The sequence below is a fragment of the Acinetobacter sp. Leaf130 genome, from assembly GCF_001423205.1.
Classification (GTDB): domain Bacteria; phylum Pseudomonadota; class Gammaproteobacteria; order Pseudomonadales; family Moraxellaceae; genus Acinetobacter; species Acinetobacter calcoaceticus.
Genome location: NZ_LMOE01000005.1, coordinates 371,638 through 398,181, shown reverse-complemented (window position 1 = coordinate 398,181; position 26,544 = coordinate 371,638). Strand labels below are relative to the sequence as shown.

24 protein-coding genes are annotated in these 26,544 nt (G+C 37.5%); 10 read left to right on the top strand and 14 right to left on the bottom strand.

Features of this window, described 5'->3' with window-relative positions:
* Positions 1–52: 52 nt before the first annotated feature.
* On the top strand, positions 53–484 hold the full coding sequence (locus ASF86_RS12440) for a hypothetical protein (RefSeq protein WP_056482557.1): 432 nt from the start codon (positions 53–55) through the stop codon (positions 482–484).
* Between the two features lie 100 nt (positions 485–584).
* On the opposite strand, the gene ASF86_RS12435 is transcribed toward ASF86_RS12440, so the two are convergent.
* Positions 585–1,940, bottom strand: coding sequence for a S8 family peptidase (locus ASF86_RS12435; RefSeq protein WP_017390985.1), 1,356 nt, complete (start codon positions 1,938–1,940; stop codon positions 585–587).
* A gap of 36 nt (positions 1,941–1,976) precedes the next feature.
* Complete coding sequence (locus ASF86_RS12430) at positions 1,977–2,285, bottom strand: hypothetical protein (protein WP_081407699.1); 309 nt, start codon at positions 2,283–2,285, stop codon at positions 1,977–1,979.
* Between the two features lie 597 nt (positions 2,286–2,882).
* Between ASF86_RS12430 and ASF86_RS12425 the strand changes: the two genes are divergently transcribed.
* On the top strand, positions 2,883–3,707 hold the full coding sequence (locus tag ASF86_RS12425) for a hypothetical protein (RefSeq protein ID WP_005038398.1): 825 nt from the start codon (positions 2,883–2,885) through the stop codon (positions 3,705–3,707).
* Between the two features lie 60 nt (positions 3,708–3,767).
* Here the strand turns inward: ASF86_RS12425 and astE are convergent, their stop codons facing one another.
* The 8 genes from astE to ASF86_RS12385 form a co-directional block, all read right to left on the bottom strand.
* Entirely contained in the window at positions 3,768–4,742 is a 975-nt protein-coding gene (gene astE, locus ASF86_RS12420; protein WP_056482551.1) for a succinylglutamate desuccinylase, read from the bottom strand.
* 12 nt (positions 4,743–4,754) lie between these two features.
* On the bottom strand, positions 4,755–6,098 hold the full coding sequence (gene astB / locus ASF86_RS12415; RefSeq protein WP_056482548.1) for an N-succinylarginine dihydrolase: 1,344 nt from the start codon (positions 6,096–6,098) through the stop codon (positions 4,755–4,757).
* Between the two features lie 17 nt (positions 6,099–6,115).
* Positions 6,116–7,585: a succinylglutamate-semialdehyde dehydrogenase gene (gene astD / locus ASF86_RS12410; protein ID WP_056482545.1), complete on the bottom strand. Its 1,470-nt coding sequence runs from the start codon at positions 7,583–7,585 to the stop codon at positions 6,116–6,118.
* Entirely contained in the window at positions 7,585–8,616 is a 1,032-nt protein-coding gene (gene astA / locus ASF86_RS12405; protein ID WP_005038390.1) for an arginine N-succinyltransferase, read from the bottom strand. Before astA ends, astD begins: the two co-directional genes overlap by 1 nt.
* 17 nt (positions 8,617–8,633) lie before the next feature.
* Positions 8,634–9,782, bottom strand: a complete 1,149-nt coding sequence (locus tag ASF86_RS12400; RefSeq protein ID WP_056482542.1) for an aminotransferase class III-fold pyridoxal phosphate-dependent enzyme — start codon at positions 9,780–9,782, stop codon at positions 8,634–8,636.
* A 136-nt stretch (positions 9,783–9,918) separates the two neighbouring features.
* Complete coding sequence (locus tag ASF86_RS12395) at positions 9,919–11,190, bottom strand: Glu/Leu/Phe/Val family dehydrogenase (protein WP_004639628.1); 1,272 nt, start codon at positions 11,188–11,190, stop codon at positions 9,919–9,921.
* 1,032 nt (positions 11,191–12,222) lie between these two features.
* The gene (locus tag ASF86_RS12390; protein ID WP_056482540.1) at positions 12,223–13,656 is read right to left on the bottom strand and encodes an amino acid permease; all 1,434 of its coding nucleotides are present in this window, start codon (positions 13,654–13,656) and stop codon (positions 12,223–12,225) included.
* Between the two features lie 413 nt (positions 13,657–14,069).
* Complete coding sequence (locus ASF86_RS12385) at positions 14,070–15,347, bottom strand: hypothetical protein (protein ID WP_056482537.1); 1,278 nt, start codon at positions 15,345–15,347, stop codon at positions 14,070–14,072.
* Positions 15,348–15,474: 127 nt separating this feature from the next.
* Between ASF86_RS12385 and ASF86_RS12380 the strand changes: the two genes are divergently transcribed.
* Together ASF86_RS12380 and ASF86_RS12375 are read left to right on the top strand one after the other, a co-directional pair.
* On the top strand, positions 15,475–16,263 hold the full coding sequence (locus ASF86_RS12380; protein WP_056482534.1) for a class I SAM-dependent methyltransferase: 789 nt from the start codon (positions 15,475–15,477) through the stop codon (positions 16,261–16,263).
* A 26-nt stretch (positions 16,264–16,289) separates the two neighbouring features.
* On the top strand, positions 16,290–16,823 hold the full coding sequence (locus ASF86_RS12375; RefSeq protein ID WP_056482531.1) for a hypothetical protein: 534 nt from the start codon (positions 16,290–16,292) through the stop codon (positions 16,821–16,823).
* Positions 16,824–16,874: 51 nt separating this feature from the next.
* On the opposite strand, the gene ASF86_RS12370 is transcribed toward ASF86_RS12375, so the two are convergent.
* A complete protein-coding gene (locus tag ASF86_RS12370) occupies positions 16,875–17,438 on the bottom strand; it encodes a hypothetical protein (RefSeq protein ID WP_005043978.1) in 564 nt (187 codons plus the stop codon).
* A gap of 139 nt (positions 17,439–17,577) precedes the next feature.
* The gene (locus tag ASF86_RS12365) at positions 17,578–18,045 is read right to left on the bottom strand and encodes a Holliday junction resolvase-like protein (protein WP_004639641.1); all 468 of its coding nucleotides are present in this window, start codon (positions 18,043–18,045) and stop codon (positions 17,578–17,580) included.
* 159 nt (positions 18,046–18,204) lie between these two features.
* On the opposite strand from ASF86_RS12365, the gene ASF86_RS12360 reads away from it, so the two are divergent.
* From ASF86_RS12360 to ASF86_RS12340, 5 genes are all read left to right on the top strand, one after another.
* On the top strand, positions 18,205–18,849 hold the full coding sequence (locus ASF86_RS12360; RefSeq protein ID WP_056482528.1) for a ParA family protein: 645 nt from the start codon (positions 18,205–18,207) through the stop codon (positions 18,847–18,849).
* A 124-nt stretch (positions 18,850–18,973) separates the two neighbouring features.
* Positions 18,974–20,092, top strand: a complete 1,119-nt coding sequence (locus ASF86_RS12355) for an AI-2E family transporter (protein ID WP_005038369.1) — start codon at positions 18,974–18,976, stop codon at positions 20,090–20,092.
* A 123-nt stretch (positions 20,093–20,215) separates the two neighbouring features.
* Positions 20,216–20,791, top strand: coding sequence for a superoxide dismutase family protein (gene sodC, locus ASF86_RS12350; RefSeq protein ID WP_045433290.1), 576 nt, complete (start codon positions 20,216–20,218; stop codon positions 20,789–20,791).
* Between the two features lie 203 nt (positions 20,792–20,994).
* Positions 20,995–23,145, top strand: coding sequence for a YccS family putative transporter (yccS, locus tag ASF86_RS12345; RefSeq protein ID WP_056482525.1), 2,151 nt, complete (start codon positions 20,995–20,997; stop codon positions 23,143–23,145).
* A 25-nt stretch (positions 23,146–23,170) separates the two neighbouring features.
* Positions 23,171–23,707: a hypothetical protein gene (locus tag ASF86_RS12340; protein ID WP_056482522.1), complete on the top strand. Its 537-nt coding sequence runs from the start codon at positions 23,171–23,173 to the stop codon at positions 23,705–23,707.
* Between the two features lie 39 nt (positions 23,708–23,746).
* Here ASF86_RS12340 and ASF86_RS12335 read toward each other — a convergent pair whose 3' ends face one another.
* Both ASF86_RS12335 and ASF86_RS12330 read right to left on the bottom strand, forming a co-directional pair.
* On the bottom strand, positions 23,747–24,976 hold the full coding sequence (locus ASF86_RS12335) for an MFS transporter (protein WP_056482519.1): 1,230 nt from the start codon (positions 24,974–24,976) through the stop codon (positions 23,747–23,749).
* A 362-nt stretch (positions 24,977–25,338) separates the two neighbouring features.
* Positions 25,339–25,704 (bottom strand): hypothetical protein, encoded by a 366-nt coding sequence (locus ASF86_RS12330; RefSeq protein WP_056482516.1) that lies wholly within the window; start codon positions 25,702–25,704, stop codon positions 25,339–25,341.
* Positions 25,705–25,945: 241 nt separating this feature from the next.
* On the opposite strand from ASF86_RS12330, the gene ASF86_RS12325 reads away from it, so the two are divergent.
* On the top strand, positions 25,946–26,533 hold the full coding sequence (locus tag ASF86_RS12325) for an NAD(P)H-dependent oxidoreductase (RefSeq protein ID WP_005038353.1): 588 nt from the start codon (positions 25,946–25,948) through the stop codon (positions 26,531–26,533).
* Positions 26,534–26,544 lie beyond the last annotated feature (11 nt).

Below are 26,544 nucleotides of genomic sequence, written 5' to 3'. Positions count from 1 at the left end.
TATCAATCTAGACATAAATACCACTCACTATAAAGAGCTAGGAATCTGCCTTATGAATAGTCAAAAACTTCTCTTTTCAACTCTATGCTGCTTAGCATTAACTGCATGTGCAACATTAACGCCCCTTTCTTCTTATTCTCAAGCTCAAGTTTTAGAGCAAGACACCAATATCGAAGCCTATCCGTCTACGACAGGGAATGTGGCCAAGCTCATTAAACAAGATAATCAAGCTTGTATGATTGAATTTACAGGGTATTTAGGTGGAGGACATGTGACCGAACATTGGACATTTAATAATAAAGGTCTAATTTCAGCAACTTCTTCGACCCTACAATACCCTGATGAATCAGGCATATTAAATCAAGCAACCAACTCTACGACTAAGAGTTCTACGACCTTTAATATTCAAGATCCTGAAATTCAAAATAACTTCAAAAAACTCCAAAATAATTTTAATGCAGCTAATTTAGCAAAGTGTAATTAAGGCTTTTCCATAAAAAACTCGTTGCAGAAGCTTTCTTTTGCAACGAGTTATAGCCATTTAAAATTTCTTGGACCTGATTAAAAAATTATAAATAAGCTATTTAATTAGCGATCAAGCCATTTGTTGCTGCCAGCAAATCAATTCGCGGAAAAACTAATCCCGTTCTCGAATCTGTAATTGGCTTACCTGTCGTTTTCAAACGGCTAATCGTTTGATCAATACTTTCAGTTGGACTCACACTATTCGCTCGTAATAAAGCAATCGCGCCTGCCACATGCGGTGTTGCTTGAGATGTACCGCCCATGGTGTAACCACCCGCGGTAATCATTGCACCTGGTGCTAATAAAGTCACAAGGCTACCACCATTACTAAAACATGCTACCTTATCTGCTGCTGTGGTTGGGTCAGAACATTTCACTGGATTCCCCCATGACACACCACCAATATTACTGTCATAAACAGCGCCGACTCTCACTGCACCAGCAACACAGGCAGGAGATGAAATACCATCTGCAAATGCATCATTACCTGAGGCTACTACAGGCACCACACCAGCAGCACGTGCATTGGCAAATGCCGTTCCATAACTACTATCACTACACTCTGAAGTATATTTAACGCCAGGAACGCCAAGACTTAAATTAACCGCTTTAATATTATAGGTTTGTGCATTGTTTACGGCCCAGTTAATCCCTGCAAGAATGTCACTATCATAGGCTGTACTGACCCACTTACCTTGAGACCTCACTTTTCTAAAGACATCAATACCAATAATTTTAGTTTTAGTTGCGACTTTAGACACAATACCTGAAACATTACTACCATGTCCGTCATCATCCAATGCTCCATCATCTGGTGCACTATCAAAAGAATAGACCACCCGACATGTGCTTGATGGTGTATTGACTGCTGTACAACCAAAATCGGAATGTAAATAGTTCAAACCTGTATCAATCACTGCCACACTAGAACCCTCACCCGTAAAACCATTGGTGTTTGCTTGTGGTTGATTAATTAAAGGTAAGCTTTCATTGGTCGTGGTTTGATTAATCCGATTTGGGTAAACCGCTTTAACATTCGGGTCATTTAATAAAGAGACTAATGCTTCGCGGTTACTAATCCGATAAAAAGCTAAAGGTAAATTATTGTAGTCCCGCAGTACTTGCACACCGCCAGCACGGTTAAACCTTGCCTGTATATTCTTTTTATTGGTTGCGATATAACTCCGCCGCTCTAAACCAGAAGGCACGCTCACCGAAGGAATATTGTATTCAACAATTAAATCATTCGAATCGTTAGTGACCAGAGCATCTAAATCAATTTTACCCTGAAGCACTTTTTGTTTTGCTGCCTGATTTAACTGCTGTTTAGCACCTTTAGAATCTAAAGGAAGAGCGGATGCTGTTGTACTTAATATCGTACATAGACCTAATAGAAATAACGTTTTACTTTGCATTATTTTTCTCCGTAGTTTTTTCAACTAACAATTTGCTTATTTCGCTTTTATTTCATTTGCTGGATCTTTTTCTGGATCAATCGGTTGAATCGAAAGATCACTTTTTGTGTTGTAAAAAGGAACGGTATCACCTGATACCGATTGAGGATGAGTTGAATCTAAAGATAGATTTTTAGCTTGAGTAGGCTCCTTAAGTTTAGAAAGAAAAGACGATGTATCTGGTTGTGACGAATTCGATTCATGTAAAACCGAATTGAACACATCAGATGCACCACTTGTTGGCTTAAAATAGAGAACAACGGCGACCAAGCCGACCAATACAAGAAAGGAAGCAATAATTTTCATCATTCAAGATCTCTGTTTTTTTGTTTATAGACATCTATTTTTATTTTTGATTATTCGAAATAAAGAGGTATTTCTTAAAATATATTTCATGTGAAAAATCTAATGAATGAAATATATACCCACAAGAGAAGTAGAAATATCCACACCCAAATAAGCAAAAATATTATTCTGCCCTATACATTTATACTTCTGGCAGAAGGTGGTTCAAAAAAGTGCTAAAAAGCATCTTATTCTCATAATAAGCAATAACTATGCCGTTCCCACTAATAAATAATGAGACTCAAATCACAATTAGAGATATACGTACATGTTGAAAAGAAGAGTAACTTCAAGAAAATTTGAAATTTAATTTTTTAAAAAAATAAAAAGATAAAATTAGACCAGCTTAATTAGAATAACTAACAAATAAACATTCTTTTTCACTTTATTATTAATTTTTATTAATCTTCACAATTTATCCCTAGTCTGTTTACTCAACGTAACACTGTTGTAACGTTTTGATGAAGTCAGTTCCCAAGCCCATGGTGTGTTAGCTATGATTCGTTAGCGTTTATGAAATACCTCACTAAAAGGGTATATTCTTTGAAGGATATCGCAATGAAAATGATGAAAACAGCTATCGTTACTGCAAGTGTTCTTGCTTCTGCCTCTATTTTTGCACAAAGTGCGGGCGTTAATGCAGGTGCTTCTGCCGAAGTAAATGTACAACCAGGTGGTCTTGTTAGTGGCGTAGCGAACACAGTCAAAAATACTGCACATACTGTAGGTAGCACAGCAAAACATGCGGGTCATGTTGCTGCTGACACTACAGTTAAAGCGACTAAAAAAACAACTGGTAAAGTGACTGAACTTTCTTCTAAAGCAGCAACAGGTACTAAGCACTTAGCGACTGAGGCTGCAACAGGTACTAAACACTTGGCTACTGAAGCTGCAGTTGGTACTAAAAACTTTGCAACTAAAACAGCAACTGGTACTAAAAACCTAGCAACTGAAGCTGCAGTTGGCACTAAAAACTTAGCAACTAAAGCTGCAACGGGTACTAAAAACCTAGCAGTTGAAGCTAAAGCCGATACAAAAGCACATGTTGATGCTGTAAAAACTAAAGTTGCAGAAAAACAAGCTGACCAAAAAGAATTTACTGCTGAAAAACAAGCTGATGCTCAAGCGCATGTAGATGCTGTAAAAACTCGCGTAGCTCAAAATCAAGCTGAGCAAAAAGAGTTTGTTGCAGACACTAAAGCGGATGCTCAGGCAAAGTTAAATGCAGCTCAACCAGCGGCAATCAATGCTAATACTGGTGTAAATGTTGGTGTTAACGTTGCTCCTGTCGGAATTAATGCAAGTGTAAATGCAGATGCGCAAGCGTCTACACAAAAAGCAGAAAAGAAATCTTGGATTAAAGGTCTTTTCGGTACTAACTAATACGTGATGCACAAAAAAGGGCGATTAATCGCCCTTTTTTATTTATTTAAAATCAATCATTCAGCCCATTTCAGTTAAAACTAAACCTGCACGTAAACCAAGCTTCACATTTGGATTTGGAAATAAAATCCAGACCTGATCTTGTTCAACAACATAATTACCAGAAGGTTGTGTCGCAATGATTTCACCTTTTGTAAAAGTCGAAAAATTCGGAGCTTCAGCTGATAAGTTCATCTGAAAATCTTCATCTTTTTTAATTAAAGAGTCCGATACTTTAAACACTCGAATTTTCGCTTTATTGCGTGCTGGTAAAACTTGCTCAGAAACGACATGACGGATGACTTCATCAATTGCCGCAAACTGACTCAAGTCATTTTGTCCAAATGGCAAAGCTTTGCCCAACTCTAAAGTTGCACTGGCTGCTTTAAAATTCTCACTGGTAAAATGCGTAAACGTTTTACCTATCGCATTGTGATATACCAAAGCATCTAAATTGGCCGCTTCAAGACTCGCTGTCAAATTCGCATCATAAGCATGCGTTTGATAAGGAAATAAGGCAAAGGTAGGCAATAAAGAAGCCCGAATAGCTGTGTGCAAATCATAGTGATAACGTTTTGCTTGGCTTGAACTTTCATGAAAGAAAGTCGTGACAACTTGCTCTAAAACCTCAGCTCGCTTTGATTCTTCAGTCACTGGCAGAGTTTTATATCCACCACAAAACATTCGGTTCACATCGTCATGCACATAACGCTTACCTTGACGCATTGCATATGGATTACCAAATACAAAAAGCAACCTCACAGCAAGGTTTAAACGTCCGGCAAATAAATCTGTGCAAAGATGAGACAACAATTCAATAGGTGCTGTTTCATTACCATGTACTCCAGCTGACAGTACGACGGCTTTGTCGTACTGTGCATGTGGCGTACATTCAAGAATTCCCTCACCTAACCAGCGCCAAGAAAAATTATCTTGTTTTCCTTCACGTGTTGTAGGCTGCTCACCTTGTAAGGTTAATGCTAGAAAATCTTGCATGTCACCTCCTCCTTATTTTTGGAAAGGATAAACCGAACCCAAACCTAAAATTTTGGTCAGCTCATCGAGTGCCATACGGCTTTCCATCAATAAATGCGGATCAGCTAAATCTTCTTGAGCTAAACGATCACGATAATGTTTATCTACCCATTGATTGAGTGTGCCAAACAATTGATCATTCATTAATACTTTTGGATTTACAGCATTTAACTCGGTTTCATTTAAAGCTACGCGTAAACGTAAACATGCTGGTCCACCACCATTACGCATACTTTCACGTAAGTCATAAACCTGAATAGCATCAATTGGTGTACCCATCTGAACCATATCGTTCAAATAACCCCACACTGCCTTATTCTGTCGCGACTCTTCTGGCACAACAATGGTCATTTCACCATCTGGACGAGTCAAAATCTGGCTATTAAATAAATATGTTGCTACTGCATCATCAACAGTAACGCGGTTTTCAGGAACTTCAATCGAGATAAAGTCTTCACCGATGCTTGCCATCTTTTGACGAATTTCAGCAAAAGCTTGATCTTGATTTAAGAATGCATGTTGATGATGGAATAAAACCTGTTGATTACTTACCGCGATCACATCGTTATGGAAAACGCCCTGATCAATTACATCCGGATTTTGTTGAACAAAAACGGTATGCGCATCATCTAAACGATGCAAACGCGCAATTGCTTCACTTGCTTCACGTGTCTGACGTGCAGGATAACGTTTTGGTCCCGGCAACCCATTATTTAAATGTTGTTGACCGTAAACAAAAACTTGAACCCCACGCTTAGCATAATCACCACCTAAACGATTGTGATTTGCTGCACCTTCATCACCAAACAAAGCTACTTGCGGCAATGCTTCATGGTGTACAAAATGACGTTCATTTTTAAAGATCGCTTGCAAAACTTGGCTTGTTGTTTCCGCTTCAATCGAACGGTGAAACTTATTATTTAAGTTCGCTGCGGTAAAATGTACACGTTCATCTTGGCTATCTGCCGAAGGTGAAACTGTTGCCGCATTTGCAGTCCACATTGGCGAAGCGGAACTTAACGATGATAAGAGTTCAGGTGAATGACGCATTGCTTGAGCAACAACACTAATGTCATCTCCTGTAAAACCCAAACGGCGTAACATTGGAACATGTGGACGCTCATGCGGAGCAAGTACACCCTGCTTCATACCCAAATCAGCTAAAGCTTTCATTTTTAGCAAGCCTTGTTTAGCTGCTAATTTTGGATTAGAGGCATTATTACGGTTTTTTGTCGATGCTTCATTACCAAACGACAAGCCCGCGTAGTGATGTGTTGGTCCCACTAAACCATCGAAATTTACTTCATATCCTTTCATTTTTCTTTCCCTAGTGTTTAAGGCAACACAATCCCTGGAGATAATTTTTCTGGTAAGGTTAAGCTGTCACTTTCAAGTGAAGCCATTGGCCAAGCACAATAATCAGCTGCATAAAAGGCGCTCGCACGATGGTTACCCGATGCCCCTACACCACCAAATGGCGCAGCACTTGAAGCACCTGTTAATGGCTTGTTCCAATTCACAATACCGGCACGCGCTTCAATAAGTACTTGATCAAATAATTCACGTTTTGGAGAAACCAGACCAACAGACAAACCAAAGCGAGTTGCATTTGCAATTTTCAATGCTTCATCAAAGTTGTCATAACGTTGAATAGTCGTAAGTGGACCAAAATATTCTTCATCCGGAATATCTGTCACACCTGTTACATCAACAATGCCCGGTGTAAGTAGCGAACTGTCTTCTTGCGGACGCGTCATTGGCAATAAACTTTTTGCGCCAAGCTCAAGCAATTTTTGCTGAGCAAGCATCATGTTTGATGCGGCAACTGACGAGATAACGCCACCCATAAATGGTTGTTGTTCGTCGTTCCAACGACCAACTTTTAAGTTTTTAGCAACCTCAACAAAACGTTGAATAAATGCATCGCCTTCTGGGCCATTTTTTACCAAGATGCGACGTGCACATGTACAACGCTGACCCGCCGAAACAAAAGCAGATTGAATAGTAAGATTAACCACAGCATCAATATCGATAATTTCATCAATAATCAATGCATTATTGCCACCCATTTCAAGCGCAAGAATTTTCTCAGGAGCACCCGCCATTTGTTTATGTAGGTGATAACCTGTGTTCGCACTTCCAGTAAATAATAAACCGTCAATTTCATGTGAAGCAGCTAACGCTTCACCCGTGGTACGACCACCTTGCACTAAGTTCATCACACCATTTGGCAAACCAGCTTGCTGCCAAAGTTTTACAGTTTCTTCAGCAGTCCAAGGCGTTAATTCACTTGGCTTAAATACCACGGTATTGCCTGCAAGTAATGCAGGAACAATATGTCCATTTGGTAAATGGCCCGGAAAGTTATATGGACCGAAAACTGCAAGCACACCATGCGGACGGTGGCGTAAAAATGCCACACCATCAGCCATTTCAGTTGAGCTTTCACCAGTACGCTGGTGATAAGCACGAATTGAAATAGCAACTTTACCAATCATTGATTGAACTTCAGTTAACGTTTCCCAAAATGGTTTACTCGTTTCTTGGCTAATGACTTCAGCTAAGTGCTTTTTATTTTCTTCAAGCAAAGCTGCAAATTTTTCAACAATCGCCACACGCTCTACAAAAGGTAAACGTGCCCATGCTGGAAATGCAGTACGTGCTGCTTGGCAAGCTTGCTCAACATCAGCAGCAGTAGCCTCAGCACCCGACCAGACAGTTTGGTTATCAACTGGATTTGTTTTTTCAAATGTTGTGCCGCTGCCTTGTAACCAGACACCGTTTATAAATAAAGAGTTTGACATCAGGATACTTCCATTGGATTGAGTGATAGCACACGAACAACATGACCTTCTTGTACACCGAGGTTTTCAGCTTGTTCATGTGTTAAATTTATAGTGTTATCAACAAGATCAAGCTTCATCAGCATTGCGCGATAGTCATGATAATTATCATTAGCAACGAGATATTGGGTCTTACCGACCACAGCTTCACTTGTAATTTTGACGTTTAATAACTGACTTTCTTTTACTGCACGTAATTCATCAATATTGGCTTCAACCGTTGGGCCAGCATCAAAAATATCAACATATCCTTGATAGCGTAAACCTTCCGACTCAAGCACATGATAGGCAGGCAAAGTTTGTGGATGCATTTTTCCAATCACCTCTTGCGCATCTTTTGGCAAGAGATCTACATAGACCGGAAAACGTGGCATAAGCTCTGCAATAAATACTTTTTGCCCAATTCCGCTTAAGTAGTCGGCAGTTGAGAAATCCATATTAAAGAAATGGTGACCAATTGCATCCCAAAATGGAGAACATCCATTTTCGTCTGAGAAACCACGCATTTCGGCAATTAATTTTTTCTCGAAATATTGCTTAAAGGCAGCGATAAACATAAAACGGATTTTCGATAAGAATTTACCGTTTTGGTTTTCACGACGCTCTGGATCTAAAAATAATGTACAAAGCTCACTACTACCTGTTCTGTCATTACTTAAAAACAAGGTCGGTAATGACTTATAAACATTTAGTGCTTTTGAAGCGTGTACTTGTGTTCCAACATGAAAGTTGTACCAAGGTTCCATGAGCCCTACAGCAACTTCAATTGCACTTAAACCAATGACACGTTGAGCTTCTGTATCTTCAAGAACAAATAAATAGCCTTGTTCACTTTTATGGACATTGCCATTTAAAGTATTGCGAGTACGTGAAATTCGAGCCGAAAGTGTATCCATATTTTGTGGCAAGGAAGTCAGGCCTACACCCGACTTACCTGCTAATTTATAAATATCTTCAAGGTCTCGAAACTCGGCATGACGGACAATCATCATGGCTAGCTTCCTTTTTTTTATTTAGCCAATTTTGCCAATGCTCTTTTTAAACGAGCAATTCCTTCATCAATATCTTGTTCAGGAATAATGAGAGACGGAGTAAAACGAACAACATCCGGACCTGCAATTAAAGCAAGTAACCCTTCCTCACCAGCCCAAGTCGTAATATCTTTTGCTTTTCCTGCATACTCAGCTTTTAATACGCAACCAATGAGCAAACCTTGACCACGAATTTCTTCAAAAATCTGATGTTCAGCATTTAAAGTATTCAAAGCATCAAGGAAATACTGATGACGATGCTTCACACCCTCAAGAACTTCTGGTGTATTAATAAATTCGAATACTGCGCCCGCAACTGCACTTGCTAATGGGTTACCACCGTAAGTCGTACCGTGCGTACCGACTGAAAAATGTGGAGCAAATTCTGGAATAACACCAGTGTTCATGTAGGCATAAAGTGAACCTGTACGGCCTACACCAGTTTGTACTTCATCAAAAATAAGTAAGGCACCAAACTCATCACATAGTGCGCGTAAGCCTTTTAAAAATTCAATGTCAGCCGGAATAACGCCGCCTTCACCTTGTATCGGCTCAACAATGACTGCACAAGTTTGCTCATTAATCACTGCTTTTGCTGCGTCTAAATCATTAAAAGCAACGTGGTTAATTCCATTTGGAAGCGGTGCAAAGTCTTGTGAATATTTAGGTTGACCGCCTGCTGAAACGGTAAATAAAGTACGACCATGAAAAGCATTTTTAAATGCCACAATGCCACTTTTACCAGCAACACCACTGTCTAAACCCACTTTACGAGCTAGTTTTAATGCCGCTTCGTTAGCTTCTGCACCTGAGTTACAGAAGAATACCTTGTCTGCAAATGTATTTTCAGTGAGTTGTTTTGCAAGGCGTAGAACAGGTTCATTTGTATAACCATTGCCTACATGCCAAAGTTTTGTCGCTTGTTCTGTTAAAGCATTTACTGCCACTGGATGCGCATGACCTAATGCGTTTACTGCAATCCCGCCTGCAAAATCAATATATTCTTTATTTTCTTGATCCCAGATACGTGAACCTTCGCCACGTACCGGAATGAAATTTGCCGGTGCAAAAACTGGAACCATCCAGTCGTTAAAGTTGCTTCGAGTTACAGAAATTGGCTGTTCCATGCTTACCTCAGTATTTATTTAATATATTCGATATCACTTAAATTTTAATAATTCAGAAAAAGGGACTGAACAAATAAACCCTATAACATCCTTTGTATTTGCTCAGACCACTTTTTCTAAAAGTAATTTCCGCAGATTAACCTGGGAAAATACCGCGCTCTTTACGAGCTTTTAAAATACGCTCACACGCCAAGATGTAAGCTGCTGTACGTAAAGTACAAGCGTTGCTGTTCGCTGCATTCCAAACGTCATCCATAGCTTGAACCATCAATTTGTCTAAACGCTCATTGATTTCTTCTTCGGTCCAGAAGTAGCTCGCCATGTCTTGAACCCATTCGAAGTAACTTACAGTTACACCGCCGGCATTACATACCACGTCAGGTACTACAACAATGCCACGCTCAACTAACACATCTTCAGCTTTAGGATAAGTCGGGCCGTTTGCGCCTTCTAAAATCAACTTAGCTTTAAGTTTTTCAGCACGTTCAACAGTGATTTGACCTTCCAATGCAGCAGGAACAATAATGTCAACTTCTGCTGTCCAGAAATCTTCATCAGCAATTGATTGCGCACCAGCGAAGCCGCCAACACCTTGATTTGCATTTACGTGATCACGTAACGCTTCAAGATCAATACCGTCAGCATTGAAAATAGTGCCTGTATGGTCTTGAACGTGTGTAACTTTCGCTTTTGATTCAACAAACAAGAAAGCAGCTTCACTACCAACGTTACCAAAACCTTGAATAGCGATTTTTGCGCCTTCAATTGGTAAATTGATTTTTGCAGCTACTTCGCGGCCTGTAACAAATACACCACGACCAGTCGCTTTTACACGACCTAAAGAACCACCTAAGTGAACTGGTTTACCAGTTACAACACCTGTTACCGTGTAACCTTGGCTCGTAGAATAAGTATCCATCATCCAACCCATAATATTGGCATTTGTACCAACGTCTGGAGCAGGGATATCTTTTTGAGGCCCAATAATGTGACCGATTTCAGTCGTATAACGACGAGTCAAACGCTCTAATTCACGATTTGATAATTTACGCGGATCAACACGGATACCACCTTTTGCACCGCCAAATGGCAAGTTCAAAACAGCAGTTTTAATTGTCATCCATGCAGACAATGCCATCACTTCGTTCAAATCAACATTTGGATGGTAACGAACACCACCTTTACCAGGACCACGAGACAAGTTGTGTTGTACACGGTAGCCTTCAAAGTGCTGGATAGAACCGTCGTCCATTACAATTGGCACGTCTACAATAAGCGCACGTTTTGGGCGTTTTAAAGTATCGATATACTCTTCCAAGTGACCTAAATATGGAGCAACACGGTCAATTTGTGCCAAGTAAGTTTGCCAAGCATCGCTGTGTTCATTTACGTATGAAAGATCTGCCATCTTTTTTCCTATATACCTTCATAGATTCAGATTTGATAAATCTGCAATCTTTATTATTTAGCAACTAAAACTTTGCAATAACAATGCCTTAGTTTATTTACCAAATCTTCTGCCCTTCTAAAGCATCAGACTTTTTAAATTCCATTTGTTGATATTAAAAGTATGATCTACTTTTATATATCGATATCTTTTACAAGTTTTCTTTTGTCTAAATTACTGTTTATAAAGATAGCTTTATAAAAGCAAAAACTAACTACAACCCACTAAACCAGCCGGCTGAAATATGAATACAAAAGAAGTGACATAACCGTTTGGGAGTTAAAAAGAACTATAATTTACAAAAATCATGAGTCCATAAAATTATTTTTGACTAATCGATAGATCCCTCCATTAGTCTTTTTAAAAATAAACTTTGTTCAATAATGCTACAGATTAATTATTTCCATACATACTGCTTAAAATTAAGCCGAAACATAGATATAAAATCTTCCAATAAATATAGCACAGAGCACGCTCATTTAGAACATTTTAAAATAAATAAGCAGAGAAAAAATAATCAAATCGCACTGTATTTTATAATAAAAAAACAACAAATATTAAAAAAACCTTAACTCCAATAAAAAAAACTTATAGAAAATAAACTTCCATAAATATAAAAAATGTAAATATTTTTCACCTTATATAACAGTAACTTAATAAATTTAACTTTTTTATAAAACTATCAAAAAATTATCTATTCTCCACATTAAATCCATATCAACCCTATTCCACCCCGCTATTCTAAAAAACTAAAAACACCACCTTATTAAATAACAAGACTAAACATAGACTTAATCAAATATTTATAATAAATAAATATTAATAAAAATCCGATAAATGGTGAATTTATAAAACAACATTTGTTTCCATGATTAAAAATAAAAATTCATTTTTAAAAAAAATATATAGAATCAATCCTTTTTAATTTCCTACAGACCATAAAAAAGGCCCCAAATGGGACCTTTAGACTACGCTTGTAAAAGCATACAACGCTTAGCTCTGTACCACATCTTTCTTGTGATAAAAAATGAAGTAGCTCGCATAACATAAAAGAATAAAAATAATACAACAGATAAAGCCGACGTGCATCGAAGGATCAGCCACCATACTAATACACGTAATAGCACAGAACAGACCACCCACAATTGGAGTCAAAGGAAACAAAGGGGCAGCGAAACGTAAATCTTTTGCTGTTTTACCAGATTTATACCACTGTCTACGGAAATTGAATTGAGATACACAAATTGCAATCCACACAACCACCATAGTAAATGCTGCAACACCTAATAAATTTTTAAAGATCGTCTCAGGGGCAAACTGCTCTGAAAGCAATCCAGGTATTGCACCAAACATCGTCACAATAAGAGCAACGATTGGTGTTCCTGAAGGAGTAAGCTTTGAAAATATTTTTGGTAATTGGTTTTTTACTGAAAGTGACCACATCATACGTGAAGCAGCAAATAAACCAGAATTGGCAGCTGAGAGTAAAGCCGTAATGATTACAAAGCGGATAATATCTTCCGCATAAGGAATACCAATATAATTAAACACAGTCACAAAAGGGCTATTACTTACTTCATTTGCATTCAAACCTGCAAACTCGAATGGCAATAGCGAAGTAATCACAACAATGGTACCAACAAAGAAAATTAGTAGACGCCAAATGGCGGCATTAATCGCTTTTGGGACTGTCTTCGCAGGATTTTCAGTCTCACCAGCCGCCACACCAATTAACTCTGTACCCGAAAATGCGAAATTAACGATCAGCATAGTTGCAAAAATTGGAAATAAACCGTGAGGGAACCAACCATGTGCTGTCAAATTACTAAATAGTGGTGCTGTCTCATGCCCTTGGTAAGGGATAAAACCAAAAATTGCCAACAGCCCTAAACCAATAAAACAGATAATCGTAATCACTTTGACAAGTGCTAACCAAAATTCAGACTCGGCAAACAATCGAGTTGAACTCACATTCAGAATAAAAACTAGGGCACCAAAACACAGAGTCCAAGCCCAAACAGAGGTAGTTGGAAACCACTCCTGAACCAGTAAAGCCGCAGCGGTAAACTCAGTCCCCAAAGTGGCCGTCCAAGTTAACCAGTATAGCCAAGTAATCATATAGCCCGTACCAGGACCGATATAACGGCGGGCATATTCTCCAAAAGAACCCGATTCAGGTACATGAACTGCAAGCTCACCAAGGCAAAGCATTACGGTGTAGGCGATTAAACCACCCAAAAAATAAGAAATAATTGCCCCGATTGGGCCTGCTTGAGAAATTACATCACCAGAACCTAAAAAAAGACCTGTACCTATGGCACCGCCAAGGGAGATCATCACCAAATGTCGAGTACTCATTGCTCGTTTCAAAGGTGCAGAACTTCCATGTTGCGATGCATCATTATTCCGATAATTTAATGATTGCATATAAAAAACTGTAACGACAATTTAGTAAAAAATCATTTTAGGATAAAAAAATAAATATGCAATTATCTTTGAATAGTGAACTTATTTTAAACAACCTATCACCACATAAATAACATATAAATAAAAAACAAATACTTATTAAAATTTAAAGTTATAGTTGTATTTTAATTAGCCTTAGATCATTTATTTATTTTATACATATGCAAATATCATTTACTTTAAAGCATGATATTTTTTCACCTAATTTATAATGCTTGTATTTAATACGCCAGAAATCCACAAAACAAACACATCATTTATTTAAATAATGACTTTGAATTTAATATACAAATAAATTAATGAAAAAATATTTTTTAAGCAAAAAATAAAGCCCAAATCTTTAGACTTGAGCTTTATTTAACCACCAGAAAGGTTTAATAGGTGATTGAGATCATTTGTTCAGTAGGCTTGATTGAACCTTCTATAAATTCACACATCCCATGTTCATCACAAGATAAATTTAATTGTTTATAGCTAATTGCAAAAAAGTCGGAATATTTTTTGATTACAAACGGACTCATGTCAGATGTTAAAGGCTCTTTGCTCTTGAACAATTTAATGACTTTACGATCATTCATCCCTAACAAATAAGTTTCATTATTTAATTCAATGTGCACTACACCAGTGTGTTCAGCCACAATTGGAATCAAATAAGACTTATTTGCCAACAGAACATCTAGAGCATAACTCTCAAACTTTGAATTAATGAGGTTGAATACCAAAATTGAATTAAAGCTATTCTGTAATCCCTCTTTATAACTCACCTCTTGCTGAGTTTGTTGTACCTTAATACCCAGTTTTTGGAAGTCTAGCTCAGTTGCCTGCTTTGCTTTTATGAGACTGCGGGTAATAGCCTGTTTAAGTGGATTATCAAAATAACGTTCATCTAGCTGAAAATCATTTTGGCGTAATATTTTTAACAACATGTCGTCATGATGCGAAAGAACATGCGCAAGTACATTACGGAAATAAAATTTACTTTGCTTTTTGACTTTACGAACCTGTTGATAGAAATAAATTTCGTCCAACTCATGCTCAATAAAATCATGCAATAAACTTGAACTTGCTAATACTGACAATGCTTCATGACCAGTAAATGGCAAATGAATCGTATGTAAGTTTGGCAATAGCTCTTTTATTTTTAGGTAATGTTCACGGTCAATCGAGAAATAAGGGTCATAAACAATGACGTATTCACGCGCTGCATCCACATCTTGCAGCTGGATCTGCATGTCTTTGTTTGCCACTGCATCAAAAAACTCAGCATAGCGGCGATCTTCAACATGGTCAGGATCAATTGAATATTGAGGTACAAATGCAATCACACGGTTCATATTCAATAAATTAGAATATTTGATTGCTGCATAGCCGCCCATCGAACCGCCATAACCCACAATATTTTTAAAACCCTGAAGAACAGGCGAAATTGTTTTCGCCAGCTCAATCATGCTCGCTTGAGGAAACCATGATTTTTGTTTTGGCATTATCCCAATAACATTGTATTGGTATTTAATTAGGGACTTTTCAGCATTGATAGATAAGCCACTCGCTCGGGTAATCAAATCGCCAAAAGAGAGAACCAATGTATTAGAATCGCCTGGTAAAAAAATGGCTCTAATGTGTTCGTCTTCAAAAATAATTTGCTTATCCATGCTCACACCGAAAGAAAATTTGCTCCCACATACAACGTCAAAAATGAAACAAAATAGGTGTTTTGCCAATTTATGATTGCGGAGTATCTTATTTTATAGATGCCAGTCAGATTAAAAAGCGCAAAATATGACACAATCCTTACATCCTGCCGCTCAAAAAGGCTTCAGCTCAGCTGCTGAACTGTATCAGCAAGTTAGGCCTAATTATCCCGCAGAAATAGTGAGTTGGCTGCAAAATTGCCTCCAAATACAGGAAAACTCTACTGTTATCGATCTTGGATCGGGTACTGGCAAATTCTTACCCTACTTAAAACAAACACATGCAGATATTATTGCAGTTGAGCCAATTGGCGAGATGTTACAGCAGCTTCAACACGTTTATCCTGATATCAAAACATTACAGGCTTTTAGCCATTCTATTCCTGTAGCAGACTATAAAGTTGACGCCATTATTTGTGCGCAATCTTTTCATTGGTTTGACAACATAGATACCCTAACAGAAATGTATAGGATATTAAAACCACAAGGACATTTAGGACTGGTTTGGAATCAACGCGATGAGCGTACGGATTGGGTCAAAGCTTTAGCTGATTTTCTACTTCCACTTGAAGGAGATACACCCCGTTATCATAGTGAAAAGTGGAAAATCGTATTTGAACAACAAGATTTATTTGTATTTGATAGCCTACAAACGTTTACACAGTCACAACGAGGTAGTGTCGAACAAGTGGTGAGCAAACGATTACTCTCAACAAGTTTTATTGCCGCAATGACTGAAAAAGATCAATTACAACTCAAAGCACAGTTTGAAAAAATTGTTTATGATTTTACGGGATTAGGTCCTCAAGATCAGATTGATTTTCCATATGTTACGTATGCATATCACTTTCAGAAAAGTACGTTACCCGTTAAATAATTAGTGAATAGGTTTGGTTGAAAGTTATGAAGAAGAAAACACCTCAGGTCATATTAATGTCTTTGCTTTGCTCTAGCCTATTTCTTACTGCTTGTAAAAAAGCGGATGAGCCTGCTAAGACGGAGCAACCTTCTGCCACCTCATCTACCGATCAGGTTTTAGAAAAACTGAATGAAAGACCTATTAAGACTTTTTCAGCAACTGCTGATGATGCACACGATATTGCGCTACTAGAGGATTATGACCGCCGCTTTACAGAAATGAGTGACGAGATGGAAAGCGAATTAGCAAAAATGCATGAAGCTGGAACCCTCACTACAGAGTTTGAGCAACAACGTACTCTTGATAATGTGCGCTCTTCTCTGACCATGCTAAAAGATTTGGATTTAAAAACTGAACAAGGCCGTTACATTCAAGGTCTACTTTATCAATATTGGGAAAACCAAGAAAAACACTTGAGTGATAAGCAAGCCAATAAAGATGAGCAGATCAATGATCTTGCCGACTATTTACAAGCACAAAACCAATTAAAATATTGGAAAGCATCGCAACAGAAATAAGTGCAACATTCCTTAATAAAAAGCCTTCATATTTATGAAGGCTTTTTTAAATTATATATTTTGCTTTTCAACCCAATGAATAGATTGGACACGAAATAGTTCACAAGCACCATCACCTGTATCAGTTGGTGTAAGCGATGATTTCCATACTAGATCTTTATCCTTAATTTCGACAAGATCACCTTTGAGATAGACCAGATCTCCACGTTTTACCTGTTTAATCTGTTGGGCGATTTGCGGGTTCGCAGGAATGATGTGCATATTAGACACCATTTGCATTGCCTGCTCTGCTGGAACAGGTAATTTAGGAATTTTCCAGTTTAGATAACGGTCATATTGTTTTACTGAAATATGACGTGCAATCTCAGGCTGAGCAAACAAACCCCAGCTTACTGCATAGTCAATAGGTGAAAACTTAGCTTGTTCATCATTTTGATAAACTTTTGAACCCAATATTCTGAAATTCCCCTGAAAAGGCTGTAATACTGAAATAGACTGGTCCTTTTCAACAGGGTTCAAACCTTGGGCAATATTATATTCACTTGAGGTCGATGCAAATGCTGAACTCATACCAATAGCAGCCAGCAAGCCCATCATTAAACGTTGTTTTTTCATCGCTTTATACCTCGAATATTGCTAGATCAAATTAAATAGATCTTCAATTTATAGTAGTCGCAAGCCATGAAAAAAATATCGGAATTTAGTAACAATACAGATTAATTTCGTCTATTTTTGTGCACTCAAAATTAAAAATTTAATCTTCAAAATCCACTCTTAAAGTTTCAAAACGGACGTTGCCTTGTTGCACAGCTTGCGCAATTGCCTGTTGGCCTTTGGTTAGCCTTGCCCCACCGCTTTTTACATCAAGTAAAATAATATTAATGTCTTCTGCCGTTCCATCCCCATCTCGAAAATCGGTGTATCCATCAAAAATAATATAATCCACCGGATCGCCCATGAATTTTGCATCGCTCGGTAGATACTGAAATTCTGGCAAAATGGGAGCGAATTGTTCTGCCATTTTCCCTTTCAACACCGCACGACTTGTATTCACGCTTCGCTTTTGTGCTTGAGTCAGAGCTTGTTGGTGCTCCAATTCAAGTTCAGCAATATATTGCTCATATTCAGCCTTAATTCGGCCATTGCGAGTATTTGATAAAATAATAGTAGTGATAATAATACCAATACCCGCTCCAATTAGCATGGCAAGCCATACAGACATAAACTTTCCTTAACAAGCACAAATCAACATTGCAGATCTAATCATATCTAAAATAACGAAACAGCTTAAACTTTTGTCAAATGCGGTCATCTACTTCTCATAAAAAGATGCTAAGGTATAAAACATAAACAAAATGTGCTGCTGAAAATAATTGGATTTATGAAAACGATACTTATTGCAAATCAGAAGGGCGGATGCGGAAAAACCATGACGGCCATTACATTGGCAACAGCATTGGCACAAAAAGGATATAAAGTAGCATTAGCAGATTCCGATAACCAAAAATCGGCTTTACAGTGGTTAAAACAGCGCCCTGATACCGTCGCAATGATTCAGAGCCTAGACTGGCGTCATGAAAAATCAATTGGTGATGCGCCTAAACATCTGGACTATTTAATTATTGACGCGCCTGGTGCACTTTCAGGTGAACACGCTGAACAACTCATCAGCGAAGCTCATGCCATTATTACTCCACTTCAGCCTTCATTTTTTGATATAGACAGTACTCGCCGCTTTTTAAAGCATTTACAAGATATTAAACGCATTCGTAAAGGCAAAGTACAGATTTTACTTCTTGCTAATCGTGTAAAACCGAACAGTGCAAGCTCAAAAGATATTCAACAGTTTTTTGAAAAAATTGAACAAGAACCTGTTGCATGGATTTCTGAACGCAGTGCTTATGGTAGCTTAGCTATGCAGGGTTTAAGTGTTTTTGATAAACCACAAAAAAACTTTATTAGTATTCAAGATCAATGGCAACCTGTTCTAAACAAGTTAGTTGAAGACAAAGCTGAGTGGTTTTAAGTAAATTTTAGCTTCTAAAAAGAGTTGTATAAGGTTCTTTACATTACAGCCTTAAAATTTGCCTCAGGTTATTTTTCAGTTAATATGACTTTATTCTACGTAGAAAATTAGAGAAATATTGTTCGTGCATCCATACGCTCCTAATTTACAGCGCGTTTTATTGTTTGGGCTGTTTTTTATTTTGATTTTTTTAGGATTTAATATCCTGAAATACTTTATTGTTCCTGTTCTTTGGGCTGCCATCATTGCTTATATGACTTGGCCTATTTATTTAAGAATTCAACGTTTTTTTGGAGAAACCCGTAATACTTTAAATGCAACACTAATGATTAGTCTGGTCATTTTGGTTGTTGGCATACCTTTTACATGCGCTATTTTTATTTTGCAGCATGAAGGCCGCAACTTATATTTTGATTTACAACGTCAGGTTTTTTCGGGTCATTTAAGCGTTCCTGATTTTATTCGCGATCTTCCTTTTGTTGGAAAAGAAATTTCTCGCACACTCAATGAGTTAAATAACGATCCTAATAGTACTATTCAGAACATTGCAGCTTGGGTACAAAGCCATTTAAGTTATGGTCGTGTGCTGCTCGGTGAAATTAGTAAAAATATTGTCAAACTTGGCTTTGCCGTATTTAGCCTCTTTTTCTTTTACCGTGATGGACAACTGATTTTGTCTCAGGTGAGCAAAGCTTTAGAAATGGTGATAGGCCTTCGTGTTCACCATTATCTTGATACGATTTCTGAAACGACTCGTGCCGTAGTCTATGGTGTAGGTTTAACTGCAATTGCTCAAGCCGTTTTAGCTGGATTAAGTTATTTCGTAGCGGGCGTACCAAACCCAATGGTACTCACCATTGCTACTTTCTTATTGGCTCTAATCCCATTTGGTACTCCAATCTCCTATTTAGGCGTCGGCTTATGGTTGTTCTCTCAGGGACAAACTATGGAAGCAATTGGTGTAATTGTATGGGGTGTGGTGATTGTTAGTAGCTCAGATAATGTGATTCGCCCGCTTGTTATTTCCGGTGCCACTAAAATTCCATTCCTATTAATTATGTTTGGTGTGTTAGGTGGTATTGCGAGTTTCGGTTTGGTGGGATTATTTATTGGACCTGTAATTTTAGCTATTTTACTGGCGATTTGGCGTGAATGGTTACATGAAACTATTGAACCTGAACCTATGCCCAAAACGACCATGATTTATGATTCTGATAATGAATCTTCCAATCATAAAGAGTGACATACTTATTTAATTTAAAAATGTTTCAAGATACAAAGTGACTATTTAAATTAACTTGTAGGCTAAGCCTTCCTTTGTTTGAATCTAATAATCAGACATATATATTTATAAGGGCATCCAACCATGCAGACTTTTAATAAAATTGGCGCAGTCTTTGCGCTTACAGCTTTTTTTGCAGTCGGCTGTAGTTCAGTCACAAAAACTGTATCCGACACGGCTCACTCATTAACCACAATGCATACGAAGAAAGTGGTTGATGTAAATGAAGTTACCGCAAATGGTATTGGTAAAAAAATAGGTACCATTAGCTTTCAAGATAGCGACAAAGGTTTAATTATTACCCCTGCTTTAGCTGACTTACCTAGCGGTACTCGTGGTTTCCATATTCACGAAAATGCCTCTTGTGCCCCTGCTGAGAAAGATGGAAAACCTGGTGCTGCTTTAGCTGCTGGTAGTCACTACAATCCTAACCAAGCTCCTCATCATGGTACGCCAACGACTGGCCATTTAGGTGATCTGCCTGCTTTAGTGGTCGATAATACAGGGGTCGCAACCACGGCTGTGATCGCACCTCGATTGAAATTTGCAGATATTCAAGGTCGAGCGATCATGATTCATGCGGGTGGCGACAATTACTCAGACTCACCTTTGCCTCTCGGCGGTGGCGGAGCACGAATTGCATGTGGCGTAATTAAATAATTTATCTGTTTATTAAATTGTGGGTATCTAAAAAGATATCCACAATTTTATTAATTTATTGACCACTATAACTTGGTTTAAGTCTAATAAAATCTTAAAAAGTGACTGACTTTTGTAGATAAAAAGAATAATATTTTTGAAGTAATAAAAATTTAAAGTTACATACTGCTTTCTCACGTATTCTCTAATTTAGAACAAAAGCCGTGAATTATTTGACCCAAATATTTAATAGTTTTAAGACGAACTCGATTTTAATTTATTGCCTGCAAATTTTGATTGTACTCACAGGCACAACTTTAGGTTTACTTTCGCTAGGCCATAACGAGCTGATTGTTCCTGTGACTTTAGGAGCAATTGCAGCAGCGTTAACCGACTTTGATGACCGTTTAAGCATTCGATTACGCAACTTAGTCTATGTCTGCCTGCTATTTTTTACAGTCAGTAGCATTCTTGGATTTCTCGCTCCCTACAAAATTTTCTTTATTCTCTATCTCTCAATTTCTAGCGCTTTTTTCATTTTATTAGGGGCTTTAGGGCAACGTTATGCCACAATTTCGTTTGGCACTATTTTGCTTTCCATTTATAGCATGTTCGGTTTAGGAGAATATGCTCATTGGTATCAACAACCTACCTACTTTGTTTATGGAGCTTTATGGTACGGTTTCACCTCTATTTTGTTTTTTATTATTAAACCTACACTACCCTTACAAGATAAACTCTCACAAATTTTTAAAGAGATTTCTGTTCTACTGCAAGCCAAAGCACGTTTGTTTGATCCAGACAATAAAGAGAATGTAGAACAACTCTTATATGAACTGTCCTTACAAAATACACAAGTGGCTCAAAGTCTGAATCAAATACGCAGTTCCCTACTCACTCGGCTAAAGGCTTCACGGGTGAGTAATAAAAGTATCTATTGGCTAAACCTGTATTTTTTTGCGCGAGACATTCACGAGCAAGCCACCTCTAATTATTTACATTACGAACATATTCAACAGAACTTTAGCCGTAGTGATCTTATTTTCCGTTTCCAAAAAAATCTACGCCTACAAGCACAAGCTTGTCAGGACTTAGCCCAATGTATTTTATATAATCGACCATCTCAGCCTTCGCAAGAAAGCCAGACAGGATTAAATCACCTAGAAAGTTCTTTAAAGGACTGGATACAACAGCATCCACAAAATTTTGAAGTTAAAAATTTAAAACTCATTTTTGATAATTTAAAAGGAATGCATGAACAGTTTGAACAACTGCAATATGCACAGCCCTTCCCTGAAAATAATACCCAAACAAGACAAGAACACTTAAATTTACTTGATGATGATATTCAAGGGTTTTCAGATCTGATCTTGAAACTTCGGCAACAGCTTACCCCTCAATCTGCATTGTTCAGACATGCGATACGAATTGCAGTCGTTTTCGCTGCGGGCTATGCCATTTCATTATTACCCTTTGCTCAGCATGGCTACTGGATTTTACTTACCAGTTTATTTGTTTGTCAGATTACCTATTTTGCGACTAAAAGCCGCCTTAAGCTCCGAACAATTGGGACATTAATCGGTGTCTTATTAGGAATACCAATCTTATATTTTGTACCGAGTATTGAAGGCCAGCTCATCATTACAATTATTTGTGGAGTATGCTTTTTTTACTTACGGCAAAAGAAATATGCGTTGGCCACTCTTATGGCTACCCTCATGGTGCTATTAATTTTTAATTTAAAAGGTGCAGGCTACAGCATTATTTTACCTCGCCTGATAGATACGCTATTAGGCTGTTTTATTGCATGGCTCGCTGTAAGTTTTATATGGCCTGATTGGAATTTTCGTAACATTCCTAACAATATTAAGAAAAGCAGCAAGGCGACACTCGACTATTTCAATGTAATCGTTGAGCAATACCAATATGGCAAAAATCAAGATATAGAGTACCGTCGAATTCGTCGTGCGGCCCATAATGCTCAAATTGAGCTATCAAACATGATCTCAAGCTTAAGTGCCGAGCCCAATCCTAATCCCGAGCTCATTCATTATGCTTTCCGTTATTTAGTTTATAGCCACAGTCAACTCAGCTATGTGGCAGCGTTAGGCAGTCAACGACAAAAAATTGATGAAGAACAAGTTTTACAATTATTACTGCGTTGCCAGCAAATTCTTAGTCAAAGCGTACTTGGGCAGTCACTACCCGACAACATACATATTGAGCAAATATTGCAAGAAATTCGAGGCCTAACTACTCATGAACAACTTTCCGAGAAATATACATTAGTCTTGAAACAAATCAGTTTATTATTAGAAACATTACCAGAATTGCTGATGCTTAAAGACAAACTTTTAGAGCAAGAAATTAAATAGCTATAACACTTTATTGAGGATAAAAATGTACTTTCCAAAGATATATAAATTTCTTTCTGCCACTTTTTTATTGCTGAGTAGCACATCATATGCATTTGAAATAAATGATTTAAAAAAGATTATAGAATGTCAATCAGATCAAGAAACTTATACCAATTTTGCTTCTGAATATGATGAAAATTTATCAGCACTTGGTTTTAAAAAAGTTGATGATCCTGAGCAACCGTTCATCTATTTATATAAAACAACTCAGCCCATTCAGTTATTTGGTATTAAAACTCATGAAATTGCTTTGGCGGGTCAAGGCATAGTAGCCGTTTTCCGAAATGCAAATGTTAATCAACTTTCGAAAAAATTTGATATACCTCAACATCCAGACTTTAAAACATTACCTTTTTTTAGAGGTGTTCGCACCGTCAAGACAGAACCAGCAACAGCAGATTCCTTTACTGTTTATCATAATCTCAACTTATCAGAAATGACCGGAAAAAGTCCGATGACATTATTAGGTTGTACCTATGAAACAGATCGCGAAGAAATGGAAAAAATGTTAAAAGAATAGTTAAAAAAATACCGGAATATAAATTCCGGTATTTTTAAATTAATCATTTCCTTGGAGCTTTCTTTCTTGCATTTCTTGCTTTAAAACATTTCGTGGTTGGGTAAACCAGAGCGCAATAAATGTAAAGGCAGATAATGCAAAGGCCCACAAATGAAATTGAGTATAGAGATAGCGTACCAGCTCAATCATGGCAAAGAAACTCATCATAAGCAGCATCGAAACTGCTGCCGCAACAGTTCCTTTTGATACTTCAGATGATATCAGTGCAAAGCGGTACAAAACTGAGAAACTAATTCCTTCACCAAAGCAAATTAATGTCATGCCTGTGAGTAAACAAGGAATTAAATAGGTTTGCCACACTACACCTAATATTAAAATGAGTGTACCAATCAGCATGATAGGTAAACCGATCATGACCGTTTTACCTAAAGACAGGCGATCAATAATTTTAATTAAAACAATATTCCCGATAATTAGACCCAGAAATACCGGAAATTGAGCTAAACCATATTGCACACTCGTTAGCTTCAATTCATCTACCAAAATAATTGGAGATAAGGCAATCCAGAGCATTAAAGGCATACCCACCAAAGGCAAAGCAAGGCTTAAACCTAAAAAGCGGTGATTACTAAATACCTTTTTAAAATCATCGAAAAGATAGCTAAAAGGTTGCTTAGTAACGCTGACCTGCTGATTTGGCATTTGTTTTTTTAAACCTACCCAACTGAGTAATGCCAATACAGCGATGGCTACAAAGCCCCAGTGCCAAGACACATAATCAATTAAGAAAGCACCGAGTACGGGTCCCAACAAAGGTGCAAGCAATGAAATATTTGCCATGAGTGCCATGACTTTAATTGCATCACGTTCAGCAAAACTTTCTTGAATAGCAGCATAACCTACTGCTGAAATTACACTTAAACCAATACCTTGTAAAAAGCGTAACGTCAGAAAGTGTTCCATTTGTCGGGTTAATAAAATTAAAAAACAGCATAAGGCGAAAAATAAGACACCAGTCAAAAGTACTTTTTTACGCCCAAGACGATCTGACAAAGGCCCAAGTAACCATGCAACCGAGGCACCGCCTAATAGGTAAAATGACATTGAAGACGGTGCCCAAGTTGCACTTACACCAAAATCTTCAGTGATTGCCAACATTGCAGGCTGAATCAGGTCATTACCAATATAAACCGCAAATTCAAATAGCACTAAAGCCAAAGGAAACATCAACGTTGTACGGTTCAACGTTGTCGTTTGAATATTTTTCATGAGTTGTACACTTCAAAATAGCGGCCATATGTCTCTACAACTACATATAAAATAGGATGTAGTCATGATGATGACAGTATGGTCAATCAATCTTTAATTAAGTTTTTATATGCCGTGAGAGTGCATGTTTAGAATGTGAAACACCGTATTCACAGGGTGTCTAAGAATAGAAAAATTATATGGCGTGAGATTTGATAATTTTTACCAGTTGGCATAATTACCGAGCGCAACAATAGCATTTTTTGAATTGTTCAGCAATCGGACAATTATAAAGAAGTTTAAATGTTATTTTTACCAATAGTCACACTTTTTTTATTGTGAATAACCTTAAAGTTATCCACAACTATAATAAAAATTAATCATTAAGGACAAGGATTAACTTGGAAATCTGGGGTTTCCTGCCCTTTCGTACATTGATAACTTTGCTTTTTATTCACAATTTTCCAGACTTGCTGGTCTCGCTTTAATAAATATTCCGTACGAACTTTTGTTATCGCATCTTCGCTCGGATCTGTCTGTAAAATAATGACTTGAGCATTAGAGGGATCATTGGCAGCATTCATTTGCTGTGAAATGTCCAAATTACTTGCATCATTTAGAAGATCTGGTTGATCAAGTAATACTGCTTGAATCGGGCTATCGGCAAGTTGAGCAGAAGAATTTTTAGCAGGAGCACAAGCTGTTAGCACTGCTAAGCTACAAACAATCAGCAAACTCATTTTTTTCATATGTAATCTCTTAGCCCTACTCAAACTTAATGCTAAAGCTCATAAACAGTTTTTTCCGTAGTACTTTGTAAAATAAGATTAAAGTTATTGATATTATTCATCTAAATTTATTTCACAATTCGAATTCATATTTAATTATTGATTTTTAATCAAGAATATTTTTCCAATTCATGCATTTTTCTATAAGAGTAAATTCCGTAGAGTAGATTTCAAATTTAGGAATTTAATTAGAGTAACTCCCATGAGTAAGATTTTAGTCATTAACGGCGCCAAACAATTTGCACATTCAAATGGTGAATTAAATGATACATTAACCACACTGGCAACCTCACATCTCACCGAACTCGGACATGAAGTTCAAGTAACACGTGCCGATAGCAACTACGATGCAGAAAATGAAGTTGAAAAATTCTTATGGGCTGACGTTGTGATCTATCAAATGCCAGGTTGGTGGATGGGTGCTCCATGGACTGTAAAAAAATATATTGATGACGTATTTACTGTGGGTCACGGTTCACTTTACGCAAACGATGGTCGTAGCCGCTCTGATGCCGCAAAAAAATACGGTTCAGGTGGTTTAATTCATGACAAAAAATATATGCTTTCATTGACTTGGAATGCCCCGATGGAAGCATTTGATGATGCAGATCAGTTTTTCCATGGGGTAGGTGTTGATGGTGTTTATTTACCATTTCATAAAGCGAATCAGTTCTTAGGCATGAGCACACTTCCGACTTTTATTGTCAATGATGTGATTAAAATGCCTGACGTTGATAGTTATGTTGAAGAATATAAAACCCACTTGAATAGTGTATTTGCAGCAGCTTAATAAGGAAAAAT